We start from the raw sequence: 12,878 nt of genomic DNA, 5'->3' as shown, positions 1-12,878 counted from the left end.
GACGGAGACTTCTCTTGAATACGTGGGATTAATCAGATGACAACGCAGGATCAGCCGCGCTCACCTTGCAGCCATTGCAACTGGACTTCGTGTTGACCGCGATCGTCGGTGACGAAAATCGTCCCTTCGCTGATCATCACGTCCCACTTGATGACGCGGGGCATGTCCTTGGCCAGGGTTTCCAGCACTTCTTGCGGGACGGCGGCAATGTTGACGTTTTTAAGGTTCTTGATCGCCGGGATCACCTTGGTTTCCCACACGCGCAGGCTGCCGTAGGCCAGCAGGCTGGTGCGTTCGGTGCGACGCGAGCACCAGGTCAAACGGTCGGCGTCGGGCTGGCCGACTTCGATCCAGTGCAGAACACGATCGTCCAGGCTCTTTTCCCACAGCGCAGGTTCATCCACGTCTGACAGACCACGGCCAAACGACAACTGCTCGTTGTACCAGAGGGCGTAGGCCAGCAGCCGCACAGTCATGCGCTCTTCGGTTTCCGAAGGGTGACGGGCGATGGTCTGCTTGACGCTCTCGTAGACGCTGCGGTCGAGGTCGGTGAGGTTCAGTTCAAACTTGTAAGTGGTCGAAGGCTGGGCCATGAACGGGCTTCTTGATACGAGGAAAGTCGGCAAGTCTAACCGATGCGGTAGGCAATCATCGAATTGATGGCGATCAACCTGCGGCGCCTGACAGCCGGCTATGCTAAAACGCTGTATCCGCTCAACCTTGTCCTACAGGATTCAGCATGCCGTTTACCAACAAGCCGCTCAGCGGCGTGAAAGTCATCGAACTGGGTACATTGATTGCCGGGCCGTTTGCCTCGCGTATTTGCGGCGAGTTCGGTGCCGAAGTCATCAAGATCGAATCGCCGGACGGCGGTGATCCGTTGCGCAAATGGCGAAAGTTGTACGAGGGCACCTCGTTGTGGTGGTTCGTTCAGGCGCGCAACAAGAAGTCGCTGACCCTCAACCTCAAGCATCCCGATGGCTTGGCGATCCTGAAAAAACTGCTCAGTGAAGCCGACATCCTGATCGAAAACTTTCGCCCCGGTGTGCTGGAAAAACTCGGTCTGAGCTGGGACATCCTGCACGCGTTGAACCCGAAACTGGTGATGGTGCGCCTCTCCGGCTTCGGCCAGACCGGGCCGATGAAGGATCAGCCGGGGTTCGGCGCCGTCGGCGAATCCATGGGGGGGTTGCGCTACATCACCGGTTTCGAGGATCGGCCGCCGGTGCGTACCGGCATCTCCATCGGCGACTCGATTGCCGCGCTGTGGGGCGTGATCGGCGCGTTGATGGCGCTGCGTCATCGTGAGGTCAACGGCGGGCTCGGCCAAGTGGTCGATGTGGCACTGTACGAAGCGATCTTCGCCATGATGGAAAGCATGGTGCCGGAGTTCGATGTGTTCGGTTTTATCCGTGAACGCACCGGCAACATCATGCCCGGCATCACGCCGTCGTCGATCCACACCAGCGCCGACGGCAAACATGTGCAGATCGGCGCCAATGGCGATGCAATCTTCAAGCGCTTCATGCTGATCATCGGCCGTGAAGATCTGGCCAATGACCCGACACTGGCCAGCAACGACGGTCGCGACAATCGCCGCGACGAGTTGTATGGCGTGATCGATCGCTGGGTCAATTCGCTGCCGCTGCAATCGGTGCTCGACCTGCTCAATCAGGCTGACGTACCGGTCAGCCGGATCTTCAGTGCCGAAGACATGTTCAGTGATCCGCAGTACCTGGCTCGGGAAATGTTCCTGTCTGCCAAACTGCCGGACGGCAAATCTTTCAAGATGCCGGGTATCGTGCCCAAACTCTCAGAGACACCGGGCTCCTCCGAATGGGTCGGACCGCAACTCGGTGAACACAATGCGCAGGTACTCCACGATCTTGGCTATGACGAAAAGCAGATCGCCCAACTGCGCGAAGACGGAGCCATTTAAGCTGAAGCACCGACAGGCATCGGACGCCAACCGCTCCCGCCACGGATGGACGTGGCGCCTGTTCGGTCTGTTGTTTCTGCTGACCCTGCCCGCTTGGGCGCAGGCAAAACCTACGCTGATCTGGTTACTGCGCGACTTGCCACCGATGACCATTTTCGAAGGTCCGAAAAAGGGCCAGGGGGTGATCGATCAGTTGCTGCCGATGCTGATCGCTGGCATGCCGCAATACGAACATACGCTGATGCGGGTCAATCGCGCCCGTGGCTTGCAGATGCTCCATGACAACCCTTTCGCCTGTGACCCCGCGCTGATATGGAACCAGGTACGCGCGCAGTCGGTTGCGTATTCGATCCCTGCGATTCGCGCGGTGAGCAATGGTCTGGTGGTTCGTCGGCAGGATCGGGCGGTGCTTGAACCCTATCTGGTGAATGGCGAGGTTGATCTGTCTGCGCTACTCGCGAATGGCAACAGGAAGGTCGGCGTTGTCGCCGAACGCAGCTACGGCGAGTTTCTCGACACTATCCTGCATCAAGCGCCCAGCGGCGCGCTGACTGCGCATTACGGCAATGATGCGCTGGCCAATCTGCTGTCGATGCAGCGTCTGGGCCGGTTGCAGGTGGTGCTGGGTTACTGGCCGGAAATCCGCTATCAGGCGAAGCAGGCGCAGATTGCCGAAGATGAGCTGGAGTTTTATCCGATCCAGGGCGTCGGAAAATATCTCTCAGGTTATATCGCCTGTTCCGACACCACGATGGGGCGTCAGGCCATCGGCGAGATCAACCAACTGCTACGCACCCTGCCCCACGAACATCTCAATCGGCTGTACGCCGCGTGGCTTGACCCCAAGCAACAGGCCGATTATCTGGAACAGGCACGGCTGTTCTTCGAACAGCAGGCCGCGCAGTAAACGGCAGACAAAAGAAACCCCGAGAAGTGGGGAGACGACTCGGGGTTAAACGTGGCCCGTAATAAAGACCCGTAGCAGCAAGCGACAAGCACCGGAGCACAATGCTTGATCCTGCTGTTACGAGGTCTGACTGACAGAGATGCAGGAAGTTTCCCACAAGAGACATTTCATTTTCAGAGCGCCGCACGCTTGTCCAGCGCCGCATTGCGCAAGGCCGCGATCACGCAGGGCTCCAGGCGCCCTTCGGCAATCAGGACGTCACGGTGCAAACCATCGACGACATCGGTCAACTGACGCTTGTCGGTCAGTTGTGCCTGATTGAATGGGCGTTCCACGACAATGGCGCCGCTGCTGTTCTTCAAGGTCACCAGGCATTCACCCTGGGCACCGCTTGGAGACAACGAAACCTGATACGGGCTCAGAGCCTCACCGAGCAATAGACTGATACTTTCCATCTCGATCTCCACTCAATAGTCCGAAAACATTGTGTCTGGGGCGTGTCCACAGTAAATGACCACCGGCCCGAGAAGAAAGTTCTGCATGCCGGTCGCAAGCACTGCAGCGTCACCGGTCTGTCAGAGCATGCACGGTGAAGATGACAGAAAAATAACCGTGCCCTTCAGACCCCGACAGGCTGCGAAGCAGCGATCAGGTAGCCGTCCAGCAAACCTCTCATCAGCACTGCCGAGACCGGCGTTTGCAAGCGCCCCAATAATCGCAACCGATGCTCGCGCAGCAACGGCTCGAGATCGCTCAGCAGACTCGGCGCGACCGCCCCCAGCAGGATCAGCGCACGGGCTTCACGCTGTACCGCCAGATGCTGAATCAGAGCCAGGCCATCGCCGCCCTTGAGTTGCGGATCGCAAATGGCAATATCGACCACGCCGCGGTGGCCCAGTGAACACAGGGCCGACGCCAGGGACGGTGCGGTCAGTACGTCATAGATGCCGATGGCATTGAGCATTTGATGCAATGCCATCAGCTGAAACGGATTGGGTTCAAGAATCAGAACTTTAAGCGAGCGCATGGGCGACCTCCGGAACGACAATCGCGGACTCTCACCGCAGTTGTCGCTCACTCTAGGGCAGCCGTCTTAAGCCTCCCATAGGAAAAGTAGCCGCGTCTTATAGGAAGTTTCCCATCTTCACTGCAGACATCGGCACCCGCTCTCCGTCCTACGCTGGGTGATGTCGGTCCAGCCGCCCAGCAGTCCACGCAACTGGCCGTCGGCACTGTAGAACGGCACGGTCCACTGATAGACCTCGCGCGGGCCATTCTTGAATTGCAGTTGGCGTTTACTGAAGCGCGACTTGCGTGTGCTCAGTTGCACGATGAACTCGTCGTGCAGCATCAGGGCGGTCGCTTCGGGCAACACATCGATCTCGATCAGCAAACGCCCCTGCACCTGATCCAGCCGAACCGAAAGAGCCTCCTCGTAGCTGCGGTTGCACATGATCAGTCGACCGTGCAGATCTCGGACAAACATCGGATCAGGCATGGAATCAATCAGCGCGCGCTGAAACGCCAGTTGATCGCCCAGCACCTTTTCCGCCTCGCTGCGCTGTTTGATCACCGCCGTCAGGCGCCGATTCCATACCAGCGACAACAGGCCGAAAACACCCAGCCCACCCATCACCCAGCAGCCCCATTCGATCATCCGCTGCCACACCGACGGTATGGGCGCCGGCGAAATGCCCTCCAGCCATTTGAGGCGAATGGCGCGTAACTCGGCAGGAGGGAACGCCTCCAATGCCTTGTTGAGAATACTCAAAAGTTCCGGCATGCCCTTGCGTACCGCCAGATGATCAGCCTCCCATTTGCCTTCCACCAGTGCACCGACCTTGAGCAACCCCAACGGATAAAGCTGTGCACCGATCTCGTTTTCGATCGTCGCGTAGGCCTCGCCGCTCTCGACCAATGCCCGTGCTTCGGCGTAGGTTTTGACCGAGCGGATTTCGATTGAAGGGTAATCACGTCGGATCACGTCTTCCAGTGCATGCCTGGCGGGCAGCACCACCACTCGCTTGGCCAGTTGCTCCAGGGACTCCACCGAGGGTGCCCCGGCGCGCCCGACAAATACCCAGCCCGCGCCGCCGAATGCGTGACTGAAATCAAGAAACGCCTTGCGTTCGTCGCTTACGGCCAGCGTTGTGCTGATGTCCGCCGCCCCGCTCTCGAGGCGCTCAAGCATGTGATCCGTGGAAAACGACTCATGATGCACAAACTGCAACCCGGTCATCGCCGTGACGCGTTTGAGCACATCGTTGTTCAAGCCGCTCCACTGACCATGCTCATCCTGAAACAGATACAACGGGTACTGCACCGACGCGACCGTCACCGTGGGGTTGTCGCGAATCCACTGGCGCTCATGTGCGTCCAGTTCGATGGGCTGAACGTTGAGGCCCACCGCGTCATCGTGCAACGCCAATTGCGCGGCCACACTGCCGTGCATCACTCCCAGCAATCCGAACAAGCACAACCAGCCCAGTGCCGGTTTCAAACCTCTATAAAACAGCATTGCCACTTCCTTCGTGATCGACTCACCCGTCCTTCGAGGGTGAAAACCCGAGCAGTGTGGCAGCAGAAACAAAAAAGCCCGTCAGGAGACGGGCTTCAAAATGTGACAGCTTTGCAGGTTTAAAGCGGCTTGCCGCGGTTGCCATGCTGGCTGACAAAGGCCTGCACGGCTTTCAGCTCGTTTGGCAGAACGGTGCAGCGTTCGTTTCGCTCAAACAAATCAGAAAGGTGTGCAGGTAGTTCGAGCGCTTTTCCTACACCCGCTTTCTCTACCGCGTCCGGGAATTTCACCGGATGCGCCGTGCCCAGGATCACCATCGGGATGTCGAGGCTGCGACGGCATTCGCGTGCGGCCTTCACGCCAATGGCGGTGTGCGGGTCCAGCAGTTCGCCGGTCTGCGCATAGACTTCGGCGATGGTTTCGCAGGTTTGGGCATCGTCCACGGCCAGCGAATCGAACAGTTTACGTGCTTCGGTCCAGCGCTCTTGCTCGACGCTGAAACCACCGCCCTGCTTGAACGAATCCATCAAACCGGCAATCGCTGCACCGTTGCGACCGTGCAGGTCGAACAGCAGGCGTTCGAAGTTCGACGACACCATGATGTCCATCGACGGCGACAACGTGGCGTGCAGGGTTTGCTTGACGTACTGATTGCCGCTCATGAAGCGGTGCAGGATGTCATTGCGGTTGGTGGCGACGATCAACTGATTGATCGGCAGGCCCATGTTGCGCGCCAGGTAACCGGCGAAGATGTCGCCGAAGTTGCCGGTCGGCACCGAGAACGATACCGAACGCGCAGGGCCACCCAACTGCAGGGCAGCGTGAAAGTAGTAAACGATCTGGGCCATGATCCGCGCCCAGTTGATCGAATTCACCGCCACCAGGCGCGTGCCCTTGAGGAAGCTCTGGTCGGCGAAACTGGCTTTGACCATTTCCTGGCAGTCATCGAAGTTGCCTTCGATGGCGATGTTATGAATGTTCTCACCGAAAATCGTGGTCATCTGGCGACGCTGCACTTCGGACACACGGTTGTGCGGGTGCAGGATGAAGATGTCGACATTTTCGCAGTGTTTGCAGCCTTCAATGGCGGCCGAACCGGTGTCACCGGAGGTGGCGCCGACGATGACTACACGCTCGCCGCGCTTTTCAAGCACGTAGTCGAGCAGACGACCGAGCAGTTGCAAGGCGAAGTCTTTGAACGCCAGGGTCGGGCCGTGGAACAGCTCCATGACCCATTCGTTGCCGTTGAGCTGACGCAGCGGCGCGACGGCGCTGTGCGAGAACACACCGTAGGTTTGTTCAAGAATCCTTTTGAAATCGGCGTCAGGAATGCTGCCGGTTACAAACGGGCGCATGACGCGAAAGGCCAGCTCGTGATACGGCAGGCCTGCCCAGGAAGCGATTTCTTCCTGGGTAAAACGTGGCAGGTTTTCCGGGACGTACAGACCACCGTCGGTGGCAAGACCAGCCAGCAGGACGTCTTCGAAATTCAGGGCCGGTGCCTGGCCGCGGGTACTGATGTAACGCATAAGGGCAAACCTTCGGTTTGGGCTACAAGCGGTGAGCTTCAAGCTACAAGTGAAAAGCGCCTCTGCTTTTACTTGCAGCTTGAAGTTTGAAGCTTGCTGCTGTTAATTCAAGTGTTCGACGCGGATCCGCATAACCGGACCGTTGACGCCGGCCAGGGCTTCCAAGGCTGCGATCGCATCATTGATGCGCTGCTCGACCACGCGGTGGGTCAGCAGGATCATCGGCACCAGACCGTCCTGCTCTTCGACTTCCTTCTGCATGATCGACTCGATGTTGATGCCACGCTCCGACAGAATGCTCGCCACCTGAGCCAGTACGCCCGGGTGATCCTTGGCTTGTATGCGCAAGTAGTAAGCGCTTTCACAGGCTTCGATCGGCAGGATCGGATGGGCCGACAGTGAGTCTGGCTGGAAGGCCAGATGCGGGACGCGGTTCTCCGGGTCGCTGGTCATGGCGCGAACCACGTCCACCAGGTCGGCGATGACCGAAGAGGCCGTTGGCTCCATGCCGGCACCGGCGCCGTAGAACAAGGTCGAACCGGCAGCATCACCGTTGACCATCACCGCGTTCATCACGCCGTTGACGTTGGCGATCAGGCGATCGGCCGGGATCAGCGTCGGGTGTACGCGCAACTCGATGCCCGCAGCCGTACTGCGCGCCACGCCGAGGTGCTTGATGCGGTAGCCCAGTGCTTCGGCGTAGTTGACGTCAGCGGTGGTCAGCTTGGTAATGCCTTCGGTGTAAGCCTTGTCGAACTGCAGCGGAATGCCAAACGCAATGGAAGCCAGAATCGTCAGCTTGTGCGCGGCGTCGATGCCTTCGACGTCGAAGGTCGGATCGGCTTCGGCGTAACCCAGCGCCTGAGCTTCGGCCAATACGTCTTCAAACGTACGGCCCTTCTCGCGCATTTCGGTGAGGATGAAGTTGCCGGTGCCGTTGATGATCCCGGCCACCCAATTGATGCGGTTGGCGGACAGGCCTTCACGGATCGCCTTGATCACCGGAATGCCACCGGCCACCGCGGCTTCAAACGCCACGATCACGCCTTTCTCGCGTGCCCTGGCGAAAATTTCATTACCGTGAACGGCAATCAGTGCCTTGTTCGCGGTGACCACATGCTTGCCATTCTCGATGGCCTTGAGTACCAGCTCGCGGGCAACGGTATAGCCGCCCATCAGCTCTATGACGATGTCGATCTCAGGGTTCGTGGCCACTTCGAAGACATCGTTGGTAATCGCAATACCGGTCGTCTGGAACTGAGGCTTTGGCGTGCGCATGGCAATTTGTGCCACTTCGATCCCACGCCCGGCACGACGAGCAATTTCCTCGGCGTTGCGCTGAAGTACGTTGAAGGTACCGCCACCGACGGTCCCTAACCCACAGATGCCTACTTTGACCGGATTCACTGTGAACTCCCCATGAAACGGCCGACTCAGGGTCGGCCGGAAAACAACCGCGTGCTCGCGGCTCTCTATTAATGGCCCGGCGATGCGGCTACCGGACCATGATCGTCAAAGGCTGACCGTGACGATGCGAATTACTTCGCGCCCAGCGCCAGTTTGGCGACTTGTGGCGCAGGCTGATAGCCCGGAATGACTTGCCCATCGGCCAAAACGATGGCCGGTGTACCGTTCACGCCGATCGACTGACCGAGGGCGAACTGTCTGGAAACCGGGTTCGCGCACTTGGCGGCCTTGATTTCCTTGCCATCGACCATTTTGTCCATGGCCGCTTTCTTGTCTTTGGAGCACCACACGGCTTGCAGTTGCTCATCACCCGGCGAGCCCAGGCCCTGACGCGGGAACGCGACATAACGCACTTCGATGCCGCGCTTGTTCAGCTCGGGCACTTCGGCGTGCAGCTTGTGGCAGTAAGGGCAAGTGGTGTCAGTGAACACGGTGATGTGCGATTTGGTCTCGCCCACGGCCGGGTAAACCACGGTTTCAGCCACCGGAATGGCGTTGATCAGTTTGGAGATGCCCAGGCGCTCGGTCTTCTCGGTCAGGTTGACCGGTTTGCCGTCCTTGAGCTGAAACAGGTAGCCCTGAACGATGTACTGGCCATCGGCACTGGCGTACAGCACACGGCTGCCTTTGAGCTTGACTTCATACATGCCAGGCAGAGGGCTCGCGGAAATGCTGTCTACCGGAACATCGAGCTGGAGGTTTTCCAGGCTTTTACGAATGGCTTTGTCAGCCGCATCATCGGCGACGGCAAAGGTGCTGACCAACGCAATGGCGGCGGCGGCGAAAATCTGGGTCAGACGCATGAGAACTCCTGAGGGCGGACAAATGGAACGGTCAGAACGCCCGGGCCGGAACACCGGGTCATAACCGTCCATCGTGCAAACCGGCAAAGCCTAACACATAAGGTCACGGTGGCCGAATGCGCCTGTCGCCAGACGCACAGGCGGATGCAATTGCTTGCACATCGATTGTTTGTTCAGCCACGCGGGTGGTGTTTGGCATGCAGATCCTGCAACCGTGCCCGCGCCACATGAGTGTAGATCTGGGTGGTCGACAGATCACTGTGACCGAGCAACATCTGCACCACGCGCAAATCCGCGCCGTGGTTGAGCAGGTGCGTGGCGAACGCGTGCCGCAAGGTGTGCGGCGACAGCGATTTGCCGATCCCGGCGACCTTGGCCTGATGTTTGATCCGGTGCCAGAACGTCTGCCGGGTCATCTGCTCACCGCGCTGGCTGGGAAACAGCACATCGCTGGGGCGCCCGCCGAGCAGTTCTGCACGCCCGTCACGCATATAGCGCTCGACCCAGACAATCGCCTCCTCGCCCATCGGCACCAGCCGCTCTTTGCTGCCCTTGCCCATCACCCTTAATACGCCTTGGCGCAAGTTGACCTGCTCCAGGGTCAGGCTGATCAGCTCGGTTACCCGCAGGCCGCAGGCATACAGGACTTCCAGCATGGCGCGGTCACGCTGACCGATGGCTTCGCTCAGATCCGGTGCTTTGAGCAATGCCTCAACGTCGGCCTCCGACAAGGATTTGGGCAGCGGCCTGCCGAGTTGCGGCATGTCGACGCGCAATGTCGGATCGACTGTGATCAGCTTTTCGCGCAGCAGATAACGATAAAACCCACGTACGCCGGAGAGAAATCTCGCAGTGGATCGCGGTTTGTAGTTTTGCTCCAGACGCCAGGCGAGATGATCGAGGATCAACTCACGGCCGGCGTTGATCAGCTCCAGGTTTTTCTCCTGCAACCAGCCATTGAACAGCGCAAGGTCGCTACGATAGGCGCCACGGGTGTTGTCGGACAGGCCCTTCTCCAGCCACAAGGCGTCGAGGAATTGGTCAATCAGTGGATGGTCGATGGCAGGCATGGGCGCTCAAGGCACACAGTTCAACGACTGCGCGCAAATGTAGAGTGAACTGTAGGAATGGGCGCTAGTCTTTCATAGCCCGCAATTTCAAGGAACAGGGAGCATCAATGAACGAGCAGCAAATTCTATTGGCATTTGGCGGGATAGGCGCAGCGGCGCTAGGTTGCCAATGGCTGGCGTGGCGCCTGAAGCTGCCGGCGATTCTGTTTCTGTTGCTGACCGGCATTCTGGTCGGCCCGGTATTGGGGTGGCTCGATCCGCAGGAAATGTTCGGGCCGCTGCTGATGCCACTGGTATCGCTGGCCGTGGCGCTGATCCTGTTCGAGGGCAGCCTGACGCTGCACCTGTCGGAATGGAAAGAAATCGGCAGCGTCGTCCATCGACTGGTGACTCTCGGCGCCCTCTCGACCTGGATTGTCATTGCGCTCGCCACTCACTTTTTGCTCGGCTTCGACTGGATGCTGGCGATCCTCTTCGGCAGCCTGACGCTGGTCACGGGCCCCACGGTGATTGTGCCAATGCTGCGAGTGGTGCGGCCCAAAGCCTCGATCGCCAACATTCTGCGCTGGGAAGGCATCGTCATTGATCCGATCGGCGCCCTCCTCGCCGTGGTGGTCTACAGCTTCATCATTGCCAGTGCCGAAGGCCATGGCCTCAAGCAGAGCCTGTTCACCTTTGGCGGGGTGATTGCCTGCGGCGCGGCGTTCGGGGTTGCCGGAGGCTGGTTGCTCGGCACGGTCATTCGGCGGCAATGGCTGCCGGAGTACCTGCACAACCTCGCTTCGCTGGCGGCGGTGCTGGGAATTTTCATTGTCTCCAACGAGGTGATGCATGAGTCCGGCCTGCTGGCGGTGACATTAATGGGCATGTGGCTGGCCAACATGAAAGGCGTGGATGTACGGCACATCCTGCACTTCAAGGAAAACCTCAGCGTGTTGCTGATTTCCGGGCTGTTCATTCTGCTCGCCGCAAGGCTGGACTTGAACGCCTTGATCGGGCTCGGGCCGCTGGTGCTGATCCTGCTGCTGGTCATCCAGTTGATCGCCCGACCTTTGAACGTTGTGCTGAGCACCGCGGGGTCTAGCCTGAACTGGCGTGAGCGGGCATTGCTGTGCTGGATCGCCCCACGCGGGATTGTCGCGGCGGCAGTGTCGGCGATTTTCGCGATTCGCCTGGATGAAGCCGGACATGAAGGTGCGCTGTTGCTGGTGCCACTGACCTTCGCGGTGATCATCGGCACCGTCGTGCTGCAAAGCGCAACGGCGCGACCGTTGGCGCGTTTGCTCAACGTCGCGGAGCCGGCGCCCAGTGGTTTCCTGATCGTCGGCGCCAATGGGCCGGCCCGGGCTTTGGGCAAGTCGTTGCAACAATTGGGTAGCCGAGTGTTGCTGACCGATTCAAGCTGGGAAAACATTCGTGCAGCGCGCATGGAGGGTTTGCCGACGTACTTCGGTAATCCGGCCTCGCAGCATGCCGATGCGCATCTGGATCTGGTTGGCCTGGGGCATTTGCTGGCGTTGTCGCCGTCGGGCGAACTCAACACGCTGGCAGCCATGCGCTTTCGCCATGATTTCGGGCATCAGCGCCTGTTTGGCCTGGCCAGCGGTCAGGAAAGCCGTCGCAGCGACAAGCACCGCGCCAGTCTTGAGCATCGCGGCAATCAACTGGGCAGCGAGGCACTGACCTACGCCAAACTGGCCGGCCAGATGGGTCAGGGTGCCGAGCTGTATAGCACGACGCTGACGGACGGCTTTGGCTGGGAGGATTACCGTGCGCTGCATGGCAATCGCGCCACGTTGTTGTTCATGCGCGATGACAGCGGATGGGTGCATGTGGTGACGCCGGAGACCGCTTTGAAGCCGGGATCGGGGTGGACGCTGCTGGCGTTGATCCAGCCTTTAACCAGCGGCGCCTGACCTGACGCATTCGCGAGCAAGCCCGCTCCCACAAGAAACCTCGATCCAGTTCAAGCCTGCCCCCACAGGAGACCTCGATCCAGTGAGGGAGCGGGCTTGCTCGCGAATGGCGCGGCTCGGAAGTGGATCAGGCCGCAAACCCCGGCAGCACCGGCACCGGTCGTTTGTCATCATCGATGGCGACAAAGCTGAACTGCCCATGGATAGCCTTCTCGCGCCCGTCACAACTCATGCTTTCCACAAACACTTCCACCTCGACCTTGAGGCTGGTGTTACCGACCTTGATTACTCGCCCCACCAGTTCGACGATGGAACCGGCCGGGATTGCATGATTGAAGTCGATGCGGTCAGTAGACACCGTCACCAGCGGCAAACGGCAAAAACGCGTGGCGGTGATGAACGACACCTCGTCCATCCACGCGGTGCCGCCGAACAGGGTGTTGTGGTGGTTGGTGGTCGGCGGGAACACGGCTTTGGTTACACGGGTCACCGAGAGCTCGGTACGGCGTTCGATTTCCTGGTCACGGGGGGTCATGGTTATGGCCTGAAATAAAAATGCTGTGGATAAATTGCAGACAACAAAAAAGCCACCCGAACAGACCGTGTGAAAACACACTGATGAAGGCCCAACAAAACGCCCCGACTTGTTCGGGGCGTTTGTTTTTGTGCGGGCAACAGACGAAAAAAGGCCTTTCAGCCCATTAGCGCCATCAACTGGCGGGCTCCGAG

General features: G+C 59.3%; 12 protein-coding genes. 3 read left to right on the top strand and 9 right to left on the bottom strand.

The window, feature by feature from the left end; translation table 11 throughout:
- Window positions 1-50 precede the first annotated feature (50 nt).
- Window positions 51-593, bottom strand: a complete 543-nt coding sequence (locus AACY11_RS25525) for a YaeQ family protein (RefSeq protein ID WP_007908961.1) — start codon at window positions 591-593, stop codon at window positions 51-53.
- A 146-nt stretch (window positions 594-739) separates the two neighbouring features.
- On the opposite strand from AACY11_RS25525, the gene AACY11_RS25520 reads away from it, so the two are divergent.
- Both AACY11_RS25520 and AACY11_RS25515 read left to right on the top strand, forming a co-directional pair.
- A complete protein-coding gene (locus AACY11_RS25520) occupies window positions 740-1,939 on the top strand; it encodes a CaiB/BaiF CoA transferase family protein (protein ID WP_339466171.1) in 1,200 nt (399 codons plus the stop codon).
- The gene (locus tag AACY11_RS25515) at window positions 1,893-2,846 is read left to right on the top strand and encodes a TIGR02285 family protein (protein WP_339495998.1); all 954 of its coding nucleotides are present in this window, start codon (window positions 1,893-1,895) and stop codon (window positions 2,844-2,846) included. Before AACY11_RS25520 ends, AACY11_RS25515 begins: the two co-directional genes overlap by 47 nt.
- A gap of 173 nt (window positions 2,847-3,019) precedes the next feature.
- Here the strand turns inward: AACY11_RS25515 and AACY11_RS25510 are convergent, their stop codons facing one another.
- From AACY11_RS25510 to xerD, 7 genes are all read right to left on the bottom strand, one after another.
- The gene (locus tag AACY11_RS25510; protein WP_221729880.1) at window positions 3,020-3,301 is read right to left on the bottom strand and encodes a DUF3509 domain-containing protein; all 282 of its coding nucleotides are present in this window, start codon (window positions 3,299-3,301) and stop codon (window positions 3,020-3,022) included.
- A 164-nt stretch (window positions 3,302-3,465) separates the two neighbouring features.
- Window positions 3,466-3,873: a response regulator gene (locus AACY11_RS25505; RefSeq protein ID WP_221729881.1), complete on the bottom strand. Its 408-nt coding sequence runs from the start codon at window positions 3,871-3,873 to the stop codon at window positions 3,466-3,468.
- A gap of 117 nt (window positions 3,874-3,990) precedes the next feature.
- Window positions 3,991-5,364, bottom strand: a complete 1,374-nt coding sequence (locus AACY11_RS25500; RefSeq protein WP_339434034.1) for a transporter substrate-binding domain-containing protein — start codon at window positions 5,362-5,364, stop codon at window positions 3,991-3,993.
- A 119-nt stretch (window positions 5,365-5,483) separates the two neighbouring features.
- Window positions 5,484-6,893 (bottom strand): threonine synthase, encoded by a 1,410-nt coding sequence (gene thrC / locus AACY11_RS25495; protein WP_339495997.1) that lies wholly within the window; start codon window positions 6,891-6,893, stop codon window positions 5,484-5,486.
- A 102-nt stretch (window positions 6,894-6,995) separates the two neighbouring features.
- Window positions 6,996-8,300, bottom strand: a complete 1,305-nt coding sequence (locus AACY11_RS25490; RefSeq protein ID WP_221729884.1) for a homoserine dehydrogenase — start codon at window positions 8,298-8,300, stop codon at window positions 6,996-6,998.
- Window positions 8,301-8,431: 131 nt separating this feature from the next.
- Window positions 8,432-9,163, bottom strand: a complete 732-nt coding sequence (dsbC, locus tag AACY11_RS25485; RefSeq protein ID WP_339434032.1) for a bifunctional protein-disulfide isomerase/oxidoreductase DsbC — start codon at window positions 9,161-9,163, stop codon at window positions 8,432-8,434.
- Window positions 9,164-9,336: 173 nt separating this feature from the next.
- The gene (xerD, locus tag AACY11_RS25480) at window positions 9,337-10,233 is read right to left on the bottom strand and encodes a site-specific tyrosine recombinase XerD (RefSeq protein WP_339434031.1); all 897 of its coding nucleotides are present in this window, start codon (window positions 10,231-10,233) and stop codon (window positions 9,337-9,339) included.
- A 107-nt stretch (window positions 10,234-10,340) separates the two neighbouring features.
- Between xerD and AACY11_RS25475 the strand changes: the two genes are divergently transcribed.
- The gene (locus AACY11_RS25475; protein ID WP_339495996.1) at window positions 10,341-12,149 is read left to right on the top strand and encodes a cation:proton antiporter; all 1,809 of its coding nucleotides are present in this window, start codon (window positions 10,341-10,343) and stop codon (window positions 12,147-12,149) included.
- 127 nt (window positions 12,150-12,276) lie between these two features.
- Here the strand turns inward: AACY11_RS25475 and AACY11_RS25470 are convergent, their stop codons facing one another.
- The gene (locus AACY11_RS25470; protein WP_339495995.1) at window positions 12,277-12,684 is read right to left on the bottom strand and encodes an acyl-CoA thioesterase; all 408 of its coding nucleotides are present in this window, start codon (window positions 12,682-12,684) and stop codon (window positions 12,277-12,279) included.
- Window positions 12,685-12,878: the final 194 nt, after the last annotated feature.

This window comes from Pseudomonas sp. RA_105y_Pfl2_P56 (assembly GCF_963970845.1).
In the GTDB taxonomy this organism is placed as follows: Bacteria; Pseudomonadota; Gammaproteobacteria; order Pseudomonadales; family Pseudomonadaceae; genus Aquipseudomonas; species Aquipseudomonas baetica_A.
Note: the sequence above shows the minus strand (reverse complement) of the source record. Positions and strands in the feature narration are given on the sequence as shown.